The sequence below is a fragment of the Streptomyces sp. NPDC058464 genome (genome assembly GCF_042721035.1).
Lineage (GTDB): Bacteria > Actinomycetota > Actinomycetes > Streptomycetales > Streptomycetaceae > Streptomyces.
In genome coordinates, this window is the sequence record NZ_JBHXMA010000069.1 from 12,400 (window position 1) to 32,377 (window position 19,978).

General features: G+C 70.8%; 13 protein-coding genes. 8 read left to right on the forward strand and 5 right to left on the reverse strand.

From position 1 onward, the window contains the following. Positions 1-76: 76 nt before the first annotated feature. Positions 77-1,318 carry an Ig-like domain-containing protein gene (locus ACFWPQ_RS48330; RefSeq protein WP_384050603.1) on the reverse strand — a complete coding sequence of 414 codons (1,242 nt, stop codon included), beginning with the start codon at positions 1,316-1,318 and terminating at the stop codon, positions 77-79. A 154-nt stretch (positions 1,319-1,472) separates the two neighbouring features. Then, complete coding sequence (locus ACFWPQ_RS48335) at positions 1,473-2,708, reverse strand: Ig-like domain-containing protein (protein WP_384050606.1); 1,236 nt, start codon at positions 2,706-2,708, stop codon at positions 1,473-1,475. A gap of 244 nt (positions 2,709-2,952) precedes the next feature. Between ACFWPQ_RS48335 and glgX the strand changes: the two genes are divergently transcribed. Further along, a complete protein-coding gene (gene glgX / locus ACFWPQ_RS48340) occupies positions 2,953-5,202 on the forward strand; it encodes a glycogen debranching protein GlgX (protein ID WP_384050609.1) in 2,250 nt (749 codons plus the stop codon). 184 nt (positions 5,203-5,386) lie between these two features. On the opposite strand, the gene ACFWPQ_RS48345 is transcribed toward glgX, so the two are convergent. Continuing rightward, the gene (locus tag ACFWPQ_RS48345; protein WP_384050612.1) at positions 5,387-6,304 is read right to left on the reverse strand and encodes a dihydropteroate synthase; all 918 of its coding nucleotides are present in this window, start codon (positions 6,302-6,304) and stop codon (positions 5,387-5,389) included. A 394-nt stretch (positions 6,305-6,698) separates the two neighbouring features. Between ACFWPQ_RS48345 and ACFWPQ_RS48350 the strand changes: the two genes are divergently transcribed. From ACFWPQ_RS48350 to ACFWPQ_RS48380, 7 genes are all read left to right on the forward strand, one after another. Next, complete coding sequence (locus tag ACFWPQ_RS48350) at positions 6,699-8,624, forward strand: ABC transporter ATP-binding protein (protein WP_384050615.1); 1,926 nt, start codon at positions 6,699-6,701, stop codon at positions 8,622-8,624. After that, on the forward strand, positions 8,621-10,561 hold the full coding sequence (locus ACFWPQ_RS48355; RefSeq protein ID WP_384050617.1) for an ABC transporter ATP-binding protein: 1,941 nt from the start codon (positions 8,621-8,623) through the stop codon (positions 10,559-10,561). Before ACFWPQ_RS48350 ends, ACFWPQ_RS48355 begins: the two co-directional genes overlap by 4 nt. Before the next feature lie 51 nt (positions 10,562-10,612). Further along, complete coding sequence (locus ACFWPQ_RS48360; protein WP_384050620.1) at positions 10,613-12,445, forward strand: ABC transporter ATP-binding protein; 1,833 nt, start codon at positions 10,613-10,615, stop codon at positions 12,443-12,445. Then, positions 12,442-14,181: an ABC transporter ATP-binding protein gene (locus ACFWPQ_RS48365; RefSeq protein ID WP_384050623.1), complete on the forward strand. Its 1,740-nt coding sequence runs from the start codon at positions 12,442-12,444 to the stop codon at positions 14,179-14,181. Before ACFWPQ_RS48360 ends, ACFWPQ_RS48365 begins: the two co-directional genes overlap by 4 nt. Before the next feature lie 374 nt (positions 14,182-14,555). Then, the gene (locus ACFWPQ_RS48370) at positions 14,556-16,601 is read left to right on the forward strand and encodes a M4 family metallopeptidase (RefSeq protein WP_384050626.1); all 2,046 of its coding nucleotides are present in this window, start codon (positions 14,556-14,558) and stop codon (positions 16,599-16,601) included. Between the two features lie 249 nt (positions 16,602-16,850). Further along, complete coding sequence (locus ACFWPQ_RS48375; protein ID WP_384050629.1) at positions 16,851-18,497, forward strand: M4 family metallopeptidase; 1,647 nt, start codon at positions 16,851-16,853, stop codon at positions 18,495-18,497. Positions 18,498-18,568: 71 nt separating this feature from the next. Beyond that, the gene (locus tag ACFWPQ_RS48380; RefSeq protein WP_384050632.1) at positions 18,569-19,084 is read left to right on the forward strand and encodes a DUF1990 family protein; all 516 of its coding nucleotides are present in this window, start codon (positions 18,569-18,571) and stop codon (positions 19,082-19,084) included. A gap of 3 nt (positions 19,085-19,087) precedes the next feature. Here the strand turns inward: ACFWPQ_RS48380 and ACFWPQ_RS48385 are convergent, their stop codons facing one another. Both ACFWPQ_RS48385 and ACFWPQ_RS48390 read right to left on the reverse strand, forming a co-directional pair. Then, entirely contained in the window at positions 19,088-19,435 is a 348-nt protein-coding gene (locus tag ACFWPQ_RS48385) for a DUF6086 family protein (RefSeq protein WP_384050635.1), read from the reverse strand. 35 nt (positions 19,436-19,470) lie between these two features. Then, positions 19,471-19,962: a SitI3 family protein gene (locus tag ACFWPQ_RS48390; RefSeq protein WP_384050638.1), complete on the reverse strand. Its 492-nt coding sequence runs from the start codon at positions 19,960-19,962 to the stop codon at positions 19,471-19,473. Positions 19,963-19,978: the final 16 nt, after the last annotated feature.

A 19,978-nucleotide genomic window follows, 5' to 3' on the forward strand; every position in this document is an offset into this window, starting at 1 on the left:
GGGGCGCGGGGCTGTATCGATGTACGGCTCCGCCCCGTGGGCGCGAACAACCCCCACCGGCCCCGCACCCGACGAACTACTTGGTCCATTCCTTCCAGGACATGTTCCACCCGTTGAGCCCGTTGTCAGGCGAAACCGTCTGGTCGTTGGAGTGCTTCACCGTCACCACGTCGCCGATGATCGAGTGATCGAAGAACCAGGCGGCCGGCACCGACCGGTCACCCCCGCCCCGGATGTCCCGAAGCCCGACGCACCCGTGGCTCGCGTTGTAGTTGCCGAACGCGTCGCCACCCCAGTAGTTGCCGTGGATGAACGTGCCCGACGTGGTCAGCCGCATCGCGTCCGGCACGTCCTTGATGTCGTACTCGCCGCCGTAGCCGACGGTCTCGCCGTTCATCCGCGTCACGCGCAGCTTCTCGCTGATGACCATCTGGCCGTTCCACGTGTCGTAGCCCGGCTTGCCGGTCGTGACCGCGAGGGTCTTCACGACCTTGCCGTCCTGCATGACCTTCATCGTGTGCTTCTTGGCGTCGACGATCGACACCTGGTTGCGGCCGATCGTGAACTTCACGGTCTTGGCCTGCTCGCCGTACACGCCGTCACGGCCCTCGACGCCGTTGAGGTTGAGGGAGACGGAGACCTTCGTGCCGGACTTCCAGTAGTTCTCGGGGCGGAAGTCGAGGCGGTCGTTGCCGAACCAGTGGCCCTCGACGTCGACCGCCGGCTCGGTCTTGATCGTGATCGCCTTCTCGACCGCGTCCGGGTCGGTGATGCCCCGGGTGAAGTGGATGGAGAACGGCATGCCGACGCCGACCGTGGAACCGTCCTCCGGCGTGAAGTAGCCGACGAACGTGTTCTTCGGGGTCAGCGTGGTGAAGCTGGAGTCCTCCGCCGACTCACGGCCGTCGGCGTCCTTCGCGACCGCGTGCACCGTGTACTTCGTGGAGTTGGCGAGGTGCGTCGAGGGCGTCCAGCTGGCACCGTCCGCGGCTATCGCCCCGTCGATCTTCTTGCCCTTGGCGTCCTCGACGTCGACGTCGGTCAGCTTGCCCTTGGCGGCGCTGACCTTGAGCGCCCCGCTGGTGTCCACGCCGGTCGCGCCGGACTTGGGGCTGATGCTGACGGTGGCCACGGACTGCTTGCCGGCCTGGGTGGTGGAGTCCTTGGCCTTGGCGTTGCCCTCGTCCGTCCCCTTGCCGGAGGAGGAGCCGCCACCGCAGGCGGTGACGGCCATCAGCAGGACGCCGGCGACGACCGCCATTCCCTGCTTCCTCCGCGTCCCCCGAACCGACGCCCCCGATATCGGCCGCTCGTTCAAAGTGGTTCTCCCCTCCCAGGGCCTGGTCAGGCCCACCCCGGCGCGTCAGGCGCGCGCTCTGGCGCATAGTAACCGCAGGGTTTTGAGGTTGGTGTTGGGCGAATGTCACCGTTGCGTCGCAACTTCTCGCCCCCGCCGACCCGCCCCCACCTGGTCACTTGACCGCGCTGCCCGCCTTCCACTCCTTCCATCCCATGTTCCACCCTCCGAGGCCGTTGTCGGGAGAGACCGTTTTGTCCTTGCTGTTGACGACCTCGACCACGTCCCCGATCAGGCTGCGGTCGTAGAACCAGCCCGCGGGCGTGTCCGAGCCACCGCCCTTCACGTCACGCAGACCGACGCAGCCGTGGCTGACGTTGACGTGGCCGAAGGCGTCCGGCGCCCAGTAGTTGCCGTGCAGGAAGGTGCCGGAGTCGGTGAGTTTGAGGGCGTGCGGGACGTCGGGGATGTCGTACTCGCCGCCGAAGCCGACCGTGCGGCTGTTCATGCGGGTCACGTCGTGCATCTCCATCACCACCATCTTCCCGTTGTAGGTGGTGTGCTCGGGCGCCCCCGCGGTGATCGGCACGGTGGCGAGCAGTGCGCCGTCCCGGCGGACCTGCATGGTGTGGGCGGCCGCGTCCACGAGGGAGACCTGGCTGCGGCCGACGGTGAAGGTGAACGACTTGTACTGCAGGCCGTAGACGCCGCGGGCGCCCTCGACGTCGCGGAGCCCGAGGCCGACGGTGACGACCGTGCCGGGCTGCCAGTAGTGCTCGGGGCGGAAGTCGAGGCGGTTCTTGCCGAACCAGTGCGGGCGGATCTCGACCGCGGGCTTGGCGGTGACCTGGACGGCGCGTTCGACGGCGGCGCGGTCCTCGATGTCGCGGCTGAAGGCGAGGGAGACGATCATGCCGGTGCCGACGGTGGCCCGGTTCTCCGGGGTGACGTACCCGATGAAGCGTTCGTCGGGGACGAGCGTGGTGAAGGTGGTGTGCCGGGCGGAGCGGCGGCCCTCACCGTCCACGGCGACCGCGTCGACCGAGTACTTGGCGGCGAGCGCCAGTTTCGGGTCGTCGGGCCGCCAGGTCGTGCCGTCCGTGGCGATGTGCCCGGGGACCGGGGAGTCCTGGGCGTCCTGGGACCTGACGACGCTGACGGACTCCAGGTGGCCGTGGGCCACCCGTACCGTCAGCCGTCCGTCGGGTCGTACGGCCTTGGTGCCGTCGTCCGGGGTGATGCGGATGACGTCCTCGGGGGCCGGGGGTTTGCCGCCGAGGACGTGGTCGACGCCCAGTGCGCCGGTGTCGTCCGAGGAGCAGCCGGCGGCTCCCGCGAGCAGTCCCGCCCATGTCAGTACCGCCGCCAAAGCGGCCCCCGCGCGCCGTGCGCGCCCTTGTGGATGCCTCACGTGCGGCTCAACGAGCGGGCATGCCCCTGGGAAACGTGAGTGCGACGCCGGCACTGGGCAGAACAGAGGGAAGGACGACGAGCTGGGGAGCCGCCGTGCCCGCGGGAGAGCCGTCGCGGGCACGTCCGTAGCGAGCCGCCGACCGTGCCCGGGACCGGGAGTCCGGGCGCCGTCGGCTGCTCGGACGCGGGTGCGTACGCCCCGGTGGTCGGCGAGCCGCGGGACACGAATAAGGGGCCGACAGGTGACGAGCGCAGCCGAGCAGCAGGGGGCACGGGCGCGGGCCCCGAGGGTGGCGGGCCCCGCGGTGGACGCCCCGGCGGTGAACGGGACGCCGCTTCCCGTCCCGTCGGCGTGGCCGGGGGCGTCGACACCGCTCGGCGCCCGGTTCCGGGTGGGGCCGGACGGGGTGGCCGGCACCAACTTCGCGCTGTGGGCGGCCGGGGCGGAGGCGGTCCGGCTGTGCCTCTTCGACGAACAAGGGCGGGAGACCCGTATCCCGCTGACCGAACTCACGCACGAGATCTGGCACGGGTTCGTCCCCGGGGTGCTGCCGGGACAGCGGTACGGCTACCGGGTCGACGGCCGCTGGGACCCGTGGACCGGCGCCCGCTGGAACCCGGCGAAGCTGCTCCTGGACCCGTACGCGCGGGCGGTGGACGGCGAGTTCGCGCTGCCGCCCGAGGTGTACGGGCATGTCCGGGACTGGCCGGACCAGCAGGTCGCCGACACCGTTCGCGACGACCGCGACTCGGCGCCGTACGTCCCCAAGGGAGTCGTCGTCCACGATGACGACGACTGGTCCGACGACCACCGCCCGAAGACGCCGTGGGCGGACTCCGTCATCTACGAGCTGCACGTGCGCGGCTTCACCAGACTGCACCCCGGGATACCCGAGGAACTCCGCGGCACCTACGCGGGCCTGGCCCACCCGGCCGCCGTCGACCACCTGGTCAACCTCGGCGTGACGGCCGTGGAACTCCTCCCCGTCCACCAGTTCGCCCACGAGGACCACCTGCTCCGGCGCGGCCTGAAGAACTACTGGGGCTACAACTCCATCGGCTACTTCGCCCCGCACGCGGCCTACGCCGCCTCCGGTACGACGGGACAGCAGGTCGGCGAGTTCAAGCGGATGGTGCGGGCGCTGCACGCGGCGGGCATCGAGGTCATCCTCGACGTGGTCTACAACCACACGGCGGAGGCGGGCGAGCTGGGCCCGACGCTGTCCCTGAAGGGCGTCGACAACCGGGCCTACTACCGCCTGCAGGACCACGACGCCCGGCGCTTCGCCGACTACACCGGCTGCGGCAACACCCTGCACGTGGTCCGCCCGCACGTCCTGCGCCTCATCACCGACTCACTCCGCTACTGGGTCACGGAGATGGGCGTGGACGGCTTCCGCTTCGACCTCGCGGCCGCGCTGGCCCGCTCGATGCACGACGTCGACATGCTCTCCCCCTTCCTCGCCGTCATCGCCCAGGACCCGGTGCTGCGCCGGGTGAAGCTGATCGCCGAGCCGTGGGACGTCGGCTCGGGCGGCTACCAGGTAGGCGCCTTCCCACCTCTCTGGACCGAGTGGAACGACCGCTACCGCGACGCCGTCCGCGACTTCTGGCGCGGCGCCCTGCCGGACGTGCGCGACCTCGGCTACCGCCTCTCCGGCTCCAGCGACCTCTACGCCTGGGGCGGCCGCCGCCCCTACGCCTCCGTCAACTTCATCACCGCGCACGACGGTTACACCCTGCGCGACCTGGTGTCGTACCAGCGCAAGCACAACGAGGCCAACGGCGAGGACAACCGGGACGGCACCGGCGACAACCGCTCCTGGAACTGCGGGACGGAGGGCGAGACCGACGACGAGGCCGTACGGGCGCTGCGCCGACGCCAGTTGCGGAACCTCCTCACCACCCTTCTCCTCTCGACGGGCGTCCCGATGCTGGTGGCCGGCGACGAACTGGGCCGCACGCAGCGCGGCAACAACAACGCCTACTGCCAGGACAACGAGATCAGCTGGCTGGACTGGAGCCTGCTGGACGACCCCGCCTGGCGGCCGCTCCTCGACCTCACCTCCCGCCTCGTCCGGCTCCGCCACCGCCACCCGGTGCTGCGCCGCCGCGCCTTCTTCTCCGGGCGCGCGCACTCGGCGGACGGCCTGCGCGACCTGGCCTGGTTCACCGCGCACGGCGAGGAGATGACCGAACGCGACTGGTACGCCCCCGCCGCCACCCTCGGCATGTACCTCTCCGGCCGCGACATCCCCGGCCGCGACGAACGCGGCGCCCCGATCCTGGACGACAGCTTCCTCACCGTCCTGCACGCCGGCGACCACCCGACCCAGTTCGTCCTGCCGGGCCCGCCGTGGGCGGAGCGGTACGAGGTGCTGGTGGACACCGCACGGGAGAACCAGGCCGAGGCCCCGGGGGTGGTGCACGAGGCAGGGGCGGTGATCACGGTCCAGGGGCGGGCGGTGCTCTTCCTGAGAGTCGCGGACTGAGGCAGCGTTTCAGGCACATGAAATCAGCGCGGTACTCCTGGCGCCCCGGACGTCCCGGCTGATCACATCGAAGCCATGCCTGAGATATCCCCGAGCGCGACCTCGCCCCCGACAAACCGGAGTTGCTGACAGAACTGAAGACGTCCTGGGAAAGAATCACCGCCGGGCTTCTCCCGTACCCGAGCTAGGCTCTGGGAGCGAAGGATTGAGGGCCGAGTGCTCGGAGAGCAGCCAGTATCGCCCTTATCCGAGGAACTTCGTGAGTACGGTAGACGCCTGTTCCCCCTAGATGCGCCAAAACTGCGAAGAAGCCTTCGGCGGTTCGGAACTCGTCCTCGAAGAGGCTGAAGGCATGCGGCAAGGAGTGGCAGATGGGAAGACCTATCCGTCGAAGCCGGAACGTGTTCAAGAGGGCACGGCCCTGATAGTGAACACGGGCGTCAGCGGATATGTGCCGGTCATGGGAGAAGCCGATCCCGGGGTCGATCACGATTCGGTCGACCCCGGCCGAGCGTGCGTGATCCACACGCCTCTCGAAGTAGTCGAGCATCCTGGGGACGGGATCCTGGTCGATGCCCTTGGCGCGCACGTCCCGGGAGTTCTTCCCTTCGACATGGCACAGGACAACTGTCGCTTCGTGGTCGGCCAGCACCGGGAACATCTCACCGTCCGATGCCGGCCCGCCGGAGTAATTGAGCACGAGTGCACCGGCGTCCAGGCACGACCGGGCAACGGCGGGCTCGTAGGTCTCGACCGATACGGCGATGCCTTCCGAGGCGAGCCCCTTCACGACCGGCACCAAGGCGGCCACCTGTTCCTGCACGGAGACCTGCGCGGTGCGGGGATTGCTTGACTCGGCGCCGATGTCGACGATGTCGGCCCCCTGTGCCGCGAGGATGCGACCTTTTCTGACAGCTGACTCGGTCGAGGTCGCGACGCTCTCTCGATAGGTGGAGTCCGGAGAGAGGTTGACACATCCCATGACGGCGGGGGTGGTGTCGACGTCGATTTCGCGATCCCCCACTCGAAGTGGTTCGACGGGTAAGGAAAGATCACCCTCGAATCGCCGCGCCAGATCCATCAATTGAGCAAGGGAAATCATCCGACCTCATTCCAGTACGACCGCCCGGGAGGCACCGCGCTAGCCCAGGATCCCCCGGACTCCGCGCTCAGGGCCCGCTTGCGCCCGGCCCACCGCTCGCTGTCGTGTTCCAGCCCGGCCACTCCGCCACCCCCTGCCCGTAGACCCTTCCGGCACGTTCAACGACCGCCACGCGCAAAGGTCACACATTCGACAGGCGAACACGCGCTCCCCTCAGAGGGCGCACGCCGCCTGGCCGAGACACTCACTCGTGCATGCAAGAACACACTCATACCCAGTCAACAGGCAGCAGTTCCCAACCCCTCGAACGCCCAGGTCGTAGGACCAGCGGCGGATTCCGGTCCGGCCAAAACTCGGTAGGCGTTGTCAGTGCCGGTCCGTAGGCTCGCCCGTGATGCCTCCGACACGTGCAACCACCAAGGAACGCTCCGCCGTCCGTATCCTGCTGCGTCTGTGGCCGTACGTACGGCCGGTGCGGGTGCGGCTGTCCATCGCCGCGTGCGTGGCGATCGTCGCCTCCTGCACGGGGCTCGTGATCCCCCTCGTCCTCAAGTGGATGGTGGACGGCCCGGTCGCCGACCGCGACCCGGCCGGGGTATGGCTCGGCGCGCTGTACCTGCTGCTGCTCGGCATCGCGGAAGCACTCCTCTTCGGCCTGCGCCGCTGGCTGGTCGCCAGACCTCTCTCGCGTGTCGAGGCGGGGATGCGGGCGGACCTGTACGGCCATCTGCAGCGCCTGCCGGTCGCCTTCCACGACCGCTGGGCCTCCGGCCAGCTGCTCTCCCGGGCCACCACCGACCTGATGCTGCTCCGCATGTTCCTCGCCTTCCCGCTGACCTTCCTGCTCGTCAACGGGGTGACGATCCTCGTCGGCGTGCTGATCATGCTGGCGCAGGACTGGACGCTGGGCCTGGTCATCCTCGTCCCCACGATCCCCGTGGTCTGGACGTGCGTGATCTTCGAGAACCGGTACGCGGACGTGGCCCGGCTCGCCCAGGACCAGGTCGGCGACCTCACCACGGTGGTCGAGGAGAGCGTGCTCGGCATCCGCATCATCAAGGGCTTCGGCCGCCACCGCAGCCAGGCCCGCGCCTTCCGCGACCTGGTACGGACCCTGCGGGGCACGGAGCTGCGCAAGGCGCGGATGCTGGCGATGATCTGGGGCGTCATCGTGACGTTGCCCGAAGTGGCCATCGGCGCGGCCCTCTTCTGGGGCTCGGTACAGGTCGCGGAGGGCGACCTCAGCGCGGGCACGCTGGTGGCGTTCCTGTCCACGGCGCTCGCCCTGAGATGGCCGGTGGAGTCGATCGGCTTCCTGCTGGCGATGAGCCAGGAGGCGGCGACGGCCACGGAGCGCTTCTTCGAGGTGCGGGACGCGCTGGAGGAGGGCGCCGATTCGTCGTCGGGTGCGGGTGAGCGGGGGCTGAGCGCGCAGTTCCCCGCGCCCCTTCGGGGCGCTGCGCTGAGGCGCCCCGAAAGGGGCGCGGGGCGAGACAATATGCGGCTCCGCCGCGCGGGCGCGACCAGCCCCCACCGGCCCGCACCCGACCACGGCCCCCTCCCCTCCGCTCCCGAACCCGACGGCATCCGCTTCGAGAACGTGCAGTTCCGCTACCCGGACGCCTCCCCCGACTCACCCTCCACCCTCGAACTCGTCGACCTCCACGTCCGCCCCGGCGAGTCCATGGCCCTCGTCGGCGCCACCGGCAGCGGCAAGACCACCCTCACCGCCCTCATCCCCCGCCTGCACGAGGTCACCTCCGGGCGGATCACCCTCGACGGGCGGGACATCACCGCGATGCCCCGTGCGGAGCTCCGCTCCCTCGTGGCCCTGGCCTTCGAGGAACCCACCCTCTTCTCCGCCTCCGTCGGCGAGAACGTGCTCATGGGAGCCGAGGACGGCGCCGGCGAGCCCGAGCTGAGGCGTGCCCTCGCCGTCGCCCAGGCGGATTTCGCGCACGCCCTCCCCCAGGGCACCGGCACCCAGGTCGGCGAGCAGGGCCTCAGCCTCTCCGGCGGCCAGCGGCAGCGCCTCGCGCTCGCGCGGGCGGTCGTCGGCCGCCCCCGCTTCCTCGTCCTCGACGATCCGCTCTCCGCCCTGGACGTGCACACGGAGGCCGCCGTGGAGGCGGCCCTGCGCCACGTGCTCGCCGACACCACGGCGCTCATCGTCGCCCACCGCCCCTCCACCGTCCTGCTCGCCGACCGCGTCGCCCTGCTCTCCGGCGGCCGGGTCACCGCCGTCGGCACCCACCACGAACTGCTGCGCACCAACGCCGAGTACGCCCACCTGATGTCCGGGGAGGATCACCGCCGATGACCGCCGCCACCTCCCTCCCCGCCCCCGACGAGGACGACGAACACCACCGCCCGAACGCGGCGGACGCGGCGGACGCAGCGAACGCAGCGGACGCAGCGAACGCTGCAGACGCTGCAGACGGGCCCGAAGCCGCCGAAGCGAGCGCCGGCGACCCCTTCGACCGGGACGTCCTGCCCACCCCGCCGGGCGCCACGGCCACCCTGCTGCGCTCGCTCCTCGCCCCCATGAAGGCGCGGGTCGCCTTCACCTCGTTCCTCCTGCTGCTCCAGCAGGCGGCGGTCCAGGCGGGCCCGCTGCTGGTGGCGTACGCCATCGACACGGCCGTACCGGCGTTCCGCCGCCACGACCACGGCCCGCTGATCGCGGTCGCGGTCGGCTACGCCTTGAGCGCGCTGCTCTCCGGCGGCCTCCAGTACGCGTTCGTCCGGGCGTCCGCCCGCGTCAACCAGGACGTGCTCCTCGACCTGCGCGGCCGTATCTTCCGCCACGCGCAGGCGCTGAGCATCGACTTCCACGAGCGGTACACGTCGGGCCGTCTCATCTCCCGCTCCACCACGGACGTCGAGTCGCTCCGCGAGCTGCTGGCCGAGGGGCTCCAGGAGCTGGTCACGGTCATCCTCTCCTTCCTCTACATCTCGGCGATGCTGCTCTGGCTGGACCTGGGCCTCGGCGCGGTCGCGGTGGCGAGCTTCGTACCGCTGTACCTGCTCGTGCGGCTGTACCAGCGGCGTGCGGTACGGGTGTACAAGGCGCGGTCCACGGCGATCGCCGCGGTGATCGTGAAGTTCGTGGAGACGATGAACGGCATCCGCCCGGTACGCGCGTTCCGCCGGGAGGCCGCCAACGACGCCGAGTTCGCCGTACTCAACCACCGCCACGAGCGCACGAACGGCGACGCGCTCCTCGAAATGGCGCGGTACGTGGTCGGCTCCCGGCTGGTCGCCAACACCTCGGTCGCGGTGATCGTGCTGTGGGGCGCCTACCGGGTGGCGTCCGGCTCGCTGGAGCTGGGCGTCCTCGCCGCGGCCGTCCTCTACCTGCGACGGCTGTACGACCCGATCGACCGACTCGGCATGTTCCTCAACTCGTACCAGTCGGCGTCCGCCTCCCTGGAGAAGATCGCGGGCCTGCTGGCCCAGACCCCGTCCGTGCCCGAGCCCTCGGTCCCCCGGGAGTTGCCCCCGCTCGCGACCGAACTCCCCGGTCGCGAGGTCGTCTTCGACGGTGTCCGCTTCGCCTACCGCACCGGCGGCGAAGTGCTGCCCGCCTTCGACCTCGCCCTCCCGGCCGGGCAGACCGTCGCGGTCGTCGGCTCCACCGGCGCCGGCAAGTCGACGCTCGCCAAACTGCTCGCCCGCTTCTACGACCCGTCCGCCGGCCGGGTCCTCCTCGACGGTGTGGACCTGCGCGAACTGACCGTGCCGGAACTGCGGCGCGGGGTCGTGATGGTCACCCAGGAGGCGTTCCTGTTCTCCGGCACGGTCGCCGAGAACATCGCCATCGGCCGCCCGGACGCCACCCGTGAGGAGATCGAGCAGGCCGCCAAGGCGATCGGCGCCCACGAGTTCATCGCCGCACTGCCCGACGGCTACGACACGGACGTCCGCAAGCGCGGCGGGCGCATCTCGGCGGGGCAGCGCCAACTGGTCGCGTTCGCACGCGCCTTGCTCGCCGACCCGGCGGTGCTGATCCTCGACGAGGCGACCAGTTCCCTGGACATCCCCGGCGAACGGGCCGTGCAGCGCGCGATGTCGACCGTGCTCAAGGGCCGTACGGCGGTGGTGATCGCGCACCGGCTCTCCACCGTGGAGATCGCCGACCGGGTGCTGGTGATGGAGCACGGCCGCATCGTCGAGGACGGCCGCCCGGCCGAACTCATCGCGGGCACGGGCCGGTTCGCGGATCTGCACCGCGCCTGGCGGGACAGTCTGGCCTAGCCGGGAGAAGCCAGGGAAGTCGGGAGAAGTCGGGAGAACGGGGGTCGCAGGGTGATCGACGCGTACGAGGATCCGGGCACACCCGACACGCGCGGCGGGTGGTCCTACCTGTGGTGGCTGGTGGCCCGCCAGCCGGGGCGCTCGCTCGCCGGGGCGCTGCTGGCCAGCGTCTGGCTGACGCTGATGGCCGCGACGCCGTACATGATGGCCCGCGCGGTGGACGACGGCCTGGTGCCGGGCCGCATGGCGGTGCTGGCCGGCTGGACGGCGGCGATCTTCGTCCTCGGGGCGGGCAACGCGTGGATCAGCATCATGCGCCACCGCACGATGACCCGGGTGCGGATGGACGCGTACTTCCGCACCATCAAGGTGCTGGTCGGGCAGACGGTACGGCTCGGCGCCGAACTGCCGCGCCGGGCCGGCGCCGGGGAGGTCGTCACGATCGGCGTCGGCGACGTGCACACCATCGCCCAGGCGCTGACCGTCGTCGGCCCCGGGGTGGGCGCGGTCGTGGTGTACGCGGTGGTGGCGGGCCTCCTCATGACGATCTCGCCCCTGCTGACCGGCGTGGTGCTGCTCGGGGTGCCGGTGGTGGCCCTCCTCGCGGGCCCGCTGGCCCGGCGGCTGCAGGGCAGGGAGACCGAGTACCGGGAACGCCAGAGCGTGCTCACGGCCCGCATCGGCGACCTCGCGGGCGGCCTGCGCGTCCTCAACGGCCTCGGCGGCAAGGGCCTGTTCGCGGACGCCTTCCGCCGCGACTCCCAGCACCTGCGCGCCCAGGGCTACCGGGTGGGCGCGGTCGCCAGCTGGGTCCAGGCGCTGGGCATGGGCCTGCCGACGGTGTTCCTCGCGGTGGTCACCTGGATCGCGGCCCGGATGGCCGCCCACGGCGACATCACGGTCGGCCAGCTGGTGTCGGTGTACGGCTATGTCGCCGTCCTGATCGGCCCGGTGGCCTTCTTCCTCGACATGGGCTACCAGCTCAGCCGGGGCGTGGTGGCCGCCCGCCGGGTCGTCCGCTTCCTGCGCCACGAGCCGTCCCCGGACGAGGGCACCGGGCACCCTCCGGCCGACCCGGCCGTCCTGCACGACCCGGTATCGGGAGTACACCTCCGCCCGGGCCGCCTGACAGCCCTGGTGGGCGCCAGCCCGACGGAAACGGGCACGGTGGTGGACCGCCTGGGCCGCTACACGCCGTCGGACGTGACCTGGGGAGACGTACGCCTGGACGCCGTCCCCCTACGGGAGGTACGCAGCCGAATTCTCGTCGCCGACAACGACGCCGACCTCTTCGCCGACACCCTGCGCCATGCAATCGGCGCGGGACCGTGTGAAAGGGGCGCCCACAACGCGCCCCAGAGGGGCGCGGGGCCGCATCAGATCTGCGGCTGCCGCCGCGCGGGCGCGACCAGCCACGACGGCGCCGCACCCGCCGACGCACCCCAGGCCGCACCCCCTGGCGCGCGCATCACCCGAGCCCTCCATGCCGCCGCAGCAAACGACATCGTCCAGGCCCTCCCCCACGGCCTCGACTCCGAACTCACCGCCCAGGCCCGCAACCTCTCCGGCGGCCAACGCCAACGCATCCGCCTCGCCCGCGCCCTCCTCGCCGACCCCGAGGTCCTCCTCGCCGTGGAACCCACCTCCGCCCTCGACGCCCACACCGAGGCCCTCGTGGCGGAGCGCCTGCGCACCGCACGCGACGGCCGCACCACCCTCCTCACCACCACCTCCCCCCTGATGCTGGCCCACGCCGACGAGGTGATCTTCCTGGTCGACGGCAGGGTCGCCGCGACCGGCACCCACGAGGGGCTGCTGGAGTACGAACCCGGCTACCGCGCCCTCGTGGCCCGGGACACCGAAGAGGAAGAGGTCGTCAGGTGACGACGAGTCAACTCCCGGTCGCCGGCCGCGCCGAGGTACGCCGGGCCACCCTCCGCCTGGTGACGGCGGACCGCGGCCCGTTCGCCGCCGCCCTGCTGCTGAACGCCGCGGCGGCCGCCACCGGCCTCGCCGGCCCCTGGCTGGTCGGCCGGATCGTGGACGAGGTGCGGGCCGGCCGCGGGGTCGGCGCCGTGGACCACCTCGCCCGGTGGATCCTGCTCTGCTCCCTCGCCCAGCTGCTGCTCGCCCGCTCCGCCCGCTATCTCGGCCACCGCTTCGGCGAACGGATCCTGGCCCGCGTCCGCGAGGAGTTCGTCGACCGGGCGCTGGCGCTGCCCGCGTCGGTCGTGGAGCGGGCCGGCACCGGCGACCTGACCGCGCGCGGCACGGGCGACGTGGCCACCGTCGGCACCACCCTGCGGGACGCCGGGCCCGAGCTGCTGGTCAGCACGGTGCAGGCGCTGTTCGTGATGGGCGCGGTGTTCGTCCTCGACCCGCTGCTGGCCGCGTTCGGTGTGCTCGGGCTGACCCCGATCTGGTTCGCGCTGCGCTGGTATCTGCGCCGGGCCCGGGACGGCTACCTCGCCGAGGGTGCCAGCACCTCCGGGGTCGCCGAGATCGTCACGGCGACGGTGGCGGGCGCCCGCACGGTGGAGGCGTTCCGGCTCCAGGAGCAACGGATCACGGCAAGCAGGGACGCGCTGGAGACCAACCGGAAGGCCCGGTTCTACACGCTGTACCTGCGGACCGTGTTCTTCCCGGCGGTCGAGGTGTCGTACTCCGTACCGGTGGCCGGGGTCCTGCTGGTCGGCGGGCTGCTGCACGCGGGCGTCGGGGTGGTGGTGTCGGCGGCGCTGTACCTGCGGCAGTTCACGGAACCGCTGGACCAGATCCTGCTGCGGGTGGAGCAACTCCAGGCCAGCAGTGCCTCGTTCGCGCGGGTGGAGGGGCTGGCGGGGGCCCCGCGGGCGGCGGCGGACGGCGCGGCACCCGCTCCGGCGGACGACCGGATCGACGTGCGCGAGGTGCGGTACGCCTATGAGCGCGGCGGTGAGGTGCTGCGCGGGGTGGACCTCACGGTGCGGCCCGGGGAGCGGCTCGCGGTGGTCGGGCCGTCCGGCGCCGGGAAGACGACGCTGAGCCGGCTGCTGGCGGGCGTCGACGCGCCCGGGTCGGGCACGGTGACCGTGGGCGGGGTGCCGGTCGCGGGGCTGGCACCGGAGCGGCTGCGGCGCCAGGTCGTCCTGGTCACCCAGGAGCATCACGTCTTCCTCGGCACGGTCCGGGACAACCTGCTGATCGCCGAACCGGCCGCGTCCGACGCGGACCTGTGGGCGGCGCTCACCGCCGTCGGCGCCGACGACTGGGTGCGCGGCCTGCCCGACGGCCTGGACACCCCGCTCGGCGCGGGCGGCACGGCCGCCGACGGCTCCCGGGCCCAGCAGCTGGCGCTGGCCCGGGTGGTGCTGGCCGACCCGCACACGCTGATCCTGGACGAGGCGACCGCGCTGCTGGACCCGACGACCGCCCGGCACACCGAGCGCGCCCTGGCGGCCGTACTGGAAGGCCGTACGGTCATCGCCATCGCGCACCGGCTGCACACCGCCCACGACGCCGACCGGGTGGCGGTGATGGAGGGCGGCCTCCTCACCGAACTCGGCACGCACGAGGAGCTGGTGGCGGCGGGCGGGGCGTACGCGGCGCTGTGGGCGACCTGGCACGGCGACCCCTCCTGAGACACCCGCACCACTCCCCTCCGCGCCCGGCGTCCCTTCCGCGCCGGGCATCCCCTGCCGGCACGGCGGCGCTCGCCGCGGCCACCCCGCTCGGACCGCGTCGGCCAACGGTCCGCATACCGGACCTGAACATCCGGTCAACGAACGATTTCCGGCCAAGTTCCTGACGCGGTCCTGACAGGTGGCGTTTTCTGCTGCCACTCTTCCCACGGCCGACTCACAGCAACCCCACAGCTCCACCCCGCCGCTGCTGTCGAGTCCGGTACTGCACACGCACACGGTTCCGCGCTTCGCCGAGTTCTGCCCGGCCGGCCCACCCGCCGTCCGGATCTCCCCTGGCCGTGAGACCCGCGGCCACGCAGAAGGAGTCAGTGTTGAGAAGCAGTTCCTCTCGCAGACGCACCCCCCACAGCACGTACCGCCGTACCGCAGCAGTGGCCCTCGCGGGCGTCACCACCCTGATCGCCGCGGCCGTCCAGTCGGGCGCCGCCAGCGCCGCCCCGGCCGCCCCGCAGCTCGGCCGGGTCAACCCGGCCCACGCGGCCGTCAAGCTGTCGCCCTCGCAGCGCGCGGAGCTGCTTCGCGACGCGAGCGGCGAACGGGCCGCCACCGCCAAGGCGATAGGCCTCGGCACCAAGGAGAAGCTGGTCGTCAAGGACGTCGTGAAGGACGCCGACGGCACCCTGCACACCCGCTACGAGCGCACCTACGCGGGCCTGCCGGTGCTCGGCGGCGACCTGATCGTCGACACCGCCAAGTCGGGCGCCACCGAGCGGGTCGTCAAGGCGAACAACGCCACGCTGAAGGTCGCCGACCTCACCCCGGCGAAGACCGCGGCGAGCGCCGAGAAGACGGCCCTCACCGCGGCGAGGACGCTGGGCTCGACCAAGTCGGCCGCGGACGGCGCCCGCAAGGTGATCTGGGCCGGCTCGGGCACCCCGGTCCTCGCCTACGAGACGATCGTCGGCGGCTTCCAGGACGACGGCACCCCCAACCAGCTGCACGTCATCACCGACGCGGCCACCGGCAAGAAGCTCTTCCAGTACCAGGGCATCGAGAACGTCACCGGCACCGGCAACACCCAGTACAGCGGGACGGTGTCGCTGTCGACGACCCAGTCGGGCTCGACGTACAACCTGACCGACGGCGACCGTGGCGGCCACAAGACGTACAACCTGAACCACGGCACCTCGGGCACCGGCACGCTGTTCTCGCAGTCGAGCAACACCTGGGGCAACGGCACCACGTCGAACGCCGCCACCGCGGGTGCCGACGCGCACTACGGGGCCGCCGAGACCTGGGACTTCTACAAGAACACCTTCGGCCGCAGCGGCATCAAGAACAACGGCGTCGGCGCCTACTCCCGCGTCCACTACGGCAACTCGTACGTGAACGCCTTCTGGGACGACGGCTGCTTCTGCATGACCTACGGCGACGGCTCCGGCAACGCGGACCCGCTGACCGCCCTCGACGTGGCCGGCCACGAGATGAGCCACGGCGTCACGTCGAACACGGCCGGCCTCAACTACAGCGGCGAGTCCGGCGGCCTGAACGAGGCGACCTCCGACATCTTCGGCACCGGCGTGGAGTTCTACGCGGCCAACTCCTCCGACGTCGGCGACTACCTCATCGGCGAGAAGATCGACATCAACGGCGACGGCACCCCGCTGCGCTACATGGACAAGCCCAGCAAGGACGGCGGTTCGGCCGACTACTGGTCCTCGTCGGTCGGCGGCCTCGACGTGCACTACTCGTCCGGTGTGGCGAACCACTTCTTCTACCTGCTGAGCGAGGGCAGCGGCGCCAAGGTCATCAACGGCGTCAGCTACAACTCGCCCACGAAGGACGGTCTTCCGGTCACCGGCATCGGCCGGGACAAGGCCCTGCAGATCTGGTACCGGGCGCTCACCACGAAGTTCACCTCGACCACCAACTACGCGGCCGCCCGCACCGGCACCCTCGCGGCGGCGGGTGAGCTGTACGGCACCACCAGCACCGAGTACAAGGCGGTGCAGGACGCCTGGGCGGCCGTGGCGGTCGGCGCGCGCTCCGGTGGCGGCGGCGGTACGGGCACCTCGTACGAGAGCACCACGGCCGTGTCGATCCCGGACAACGGGCCCGCGGTCACCTCGTCGATCACGGTCTCCGGCCGGACCGGGAACGCGCCGAGCAACTTGCAGGTAACGCCGAATATCAGCCACACGTGGCGTGGCGACCTGGTGATCGACCTCGTCGGTCCGTCCGGGACGTCGTACCGCCTGAAGAGCTTCAGCTCCTCGGACTCGGCGGACAACGTGACGGACACCTACACGGTGAACGCCTCGTCGGAATCGGCCAATGGAACCTGGAAGTTGAAGGTCCAGGACCAGGCCGCGCAGGACGTCGGCACCATCAACGGGTGGAAGCTGACCTTCCCGTAACCGCAGGTAACAGCTGCGCGCACCGGGCGCCGTCCGCGGGGGTCCTCCCCTCGGACGGCGCCCGTTTTACATGTCCGCAACGTTCACCCAACACCTGCTTTTCGGCCAACATCACTTCAGGGTCATGACATGTACGCGACCTTGATGTCACTCTTCCTTCACCCGTCGCACAGCACAGCAACTTCACACCCCACAGCCGGGCCGGTAACCCCACTCCGCCCGGACTCCCCACATCCTGAAGGAGCTTGAGTGAGCCCCCTCTACGCGCGTCACAAGCGCACCACGCTGGCCATCGCCACCGCTGTCGCCGCCGGCGCCCTGCTCACCACGGGTATGACCGCGAACGCCTCGGCCGTCGACAAGAAGCCGCTGGCCGCCGCCCCCACGCTGCTCTCCAACTCCGCCCGCACCGCCCTGATCCAGAAGGCGGACGCGAACGTCGCCGAGACGGCCAAGCAGATAGGCCTCTGCACCAAGGAGAAGCTGGTCGTCAAGGACGTCGTGAAGGACGTCGACGGCACGGTCCACACGCGCTACGAGCGCACCTACGCGGGCCTGCCCGTCCTGGGCGGCGACGTCGTCGTGCACACCTCCAAGGCCGGCAAGACCGAGGGCGTCACCAAGGCTACCAAGGCGACCATCAAGGTGGCTTCGCTCAAGCCGCAGATCACCGCCGCCAAGGCCGAGAAGACCGCGCTCACCGCGGCCAAGACCCTCGGCTCCACCAAGCAGGCCGCCGACGGCGCCCGCAAGGTGATCTGGGCCGGCTCGGGCACCCCGGTCCTCGCCTACGAGACGATCGTCGGCGGCTTCCAGGACGACGGCACCCCGAACAAGCTGCACGTCATCACCGACGCGGCCACCGGCAAGAAGCTCTTCGAGTACCAGGGCGTCGAGAACGCCACGGGCACCGGCAAGACCCTGTACTCCGGCACGGTCAGCCTCACCACCTCGCTGTCGGGCACGACGTACTCGCTGACCGACGCCTCCCGCGGCAGCCACAAGACGTACAACCTGAAGCACACCACCAGCTCCGGCACCGGCACCCTGTTCACCAACACCACCAACACCTGGGGCACCGGCACCGCCTCCAGCTCCACCACCGACGTCACCGCGGCCGCCGACGCCGCCTACGGCGCGCAGGAGACCTGGGACTTCTACAAGGCCACCTTCGGCCGCAGCGGCATCAAGAACGACGGTGTCGGCGCCTACTCCCGTGTCCACTACGGCAGCTCGTACGTGAACGCGTTCTGGGACGACGACTGCTTCTGCATGACCTACGGCGACGGCTCCAGCAACACCCACCCGCTGACCTCGCTGGACGTGGCCGGCCACGAGATGAGCCACGGCGTCACCGCCAACACCGCGGGCCTCAACTACAGCGGCGAGTCCGGCGGCCTCAACGAGGCCACCTCCGACATCTTCGGCACCGGCGTGGAGTTCTACGCGGCCAACTCCTCCGACCCCGGTGACTACCTCATCGGCGAGAAGATCAACATCAACGGCGACGGCACCCCGCTGCGCTACATGGACCAGCCCAGCAAGGACGGCGGCTCCGCCAACTACTGGTCCTCCTCGGTCGGCAACCTCGACGTGCACTACTCGTCGGGCGTCGCGAACCACTTCTTCTACCTCCTCTCGGAGGGCAGCGGTTCGAAGACGATCAACGGGGTGTCGTACAACTCCCCGACGTACAACGGCTCCACGGTCACCGGCATCGGCCGGGACAAGGCCCTGCAGATCTGGTACAAGGCGCTGACGACGTACTTCACGTCGACCACCAACTACAAGTCCGCCCGCACCGGCACGCTGTCCGCGGCGGCCGCGCTGTACGGCTCCGGCTCCACCGAGTACAACGCGGTGGCGGCGGCCTGGACGGCGGTCAACGTCAGCTGACCCCGCCCCCAGCGCTGTGGGCGGGCCCCCGGGGAGAAGGCGTCCCGGGGGCCCGCCCTACGCTCTCTCCCATGTCCTTCACGTACGAGGCGGTCGGCGCCACCCGGGAGAACCTCGCCGCCTGCCCGCCGGGCTTCCACCCCCTGCATGTGCGCACGCGCATAGGCGAGGGCCAGGAAGTCTTCCACCGGGCCGCCGAGGCGGTCCTCACCTGGGAACTCCACCGCGCCCTCGGCGTGGGCATCGACGCCGCCGCCGACCGCGCGGCCCCCGGCGTCGACGTCACCGTCACCCTGGCCGGACTCATCAAGGCCCCCTGCCGAATAGTCTGGACCGCCGAGGAGTCCCGCCGCGCCGGCTGGGCCTACGGCACCCTCGCCGGCCACCCGGAAAGCGGCGAGGAGGCCTTCGTCGTCGACCGCACCGGCGACGGCACGGTCTGGCTCACGGTCGCGGCCTTCAGCAGACCCGCCAAGTGGTACGCCCGCGCGGGCGGCGCGGCGACCCGGGGGTTGCAGCACGCGTATGCGCGCAGGTGCGGGACGGTGCTGCGCCGGCTGTGCGCGGACGCGGAGCCCGAGTTCTGACGGTCAGACAGGCATGGCCCGGGCGTGCTGGTCCCGGAGTACCGCCCATGCCCGTTCCTGATCCGGACCGGGCATGGCGGGCGCCGGCTGTCCGGCACGGTCGATGAGGACGAGCGCGGTCGCGATGAAGCCGAGGGACAGGGAACGCAGGATTCCCTCACGGGTGCCGCTGAACCGGCCGACTGCCGCGGCGCAGAGTGCGCCGAAGGCCCGGAAGTCGATGAGGCAGACTCCGTCGACGGGGTCGGCGACACCCGAGGTGACGCCAAAGACCTGGGCGAAGATCTCGGCGGTTCCCACGAATGCCTGGGCGACCTCGGTATTCGGGCACCAGATGTCACGCCCCGGCATATCGGCCGCGTGAAACCGGAATCGCGTGTGCTGACTCACTCCGAGTCCATGGTGTGAGTTTCCCGCCGGTAGGGCTGCGTCATCAGCGCCAGCCGTCGCGGTGACCAGATGTCGTCCCGTTCGTTGAGGCTGAGCTCGCCGTTGCGGCGAAGCAGCCAGATCACCTCGTACTGGAAGTGGAGGACGGCGTCGCCCTCGACGCGCTCCAACAAAGGTGACACCAGCCCGACCATGTCGGTCTGCTGGAGGGACACATCCGTTCCTTTCCCCATGCGGAAGGCGACGGAGACCGTGGGCGTGAATCCGAGTTCGGTGACGACAGGATCCCAAGGGGACAGCCGGTCCGTCTGCAGCACACGAACCCACAGGCCGCGAGGGGTGTAAAGAAACACCTCCTTGTCCAGCAGTCGCTCGGCCGTGAACGACACGTCGAACACGCCGATGTCCCTGCCGATTTCGGCCAGCCAGGTCGCGACCTCGACCGGTGACGAACCCGTCGCCACGTCAAGGTCAAAATCGATTGCCATACTGTTTGCTACCTTC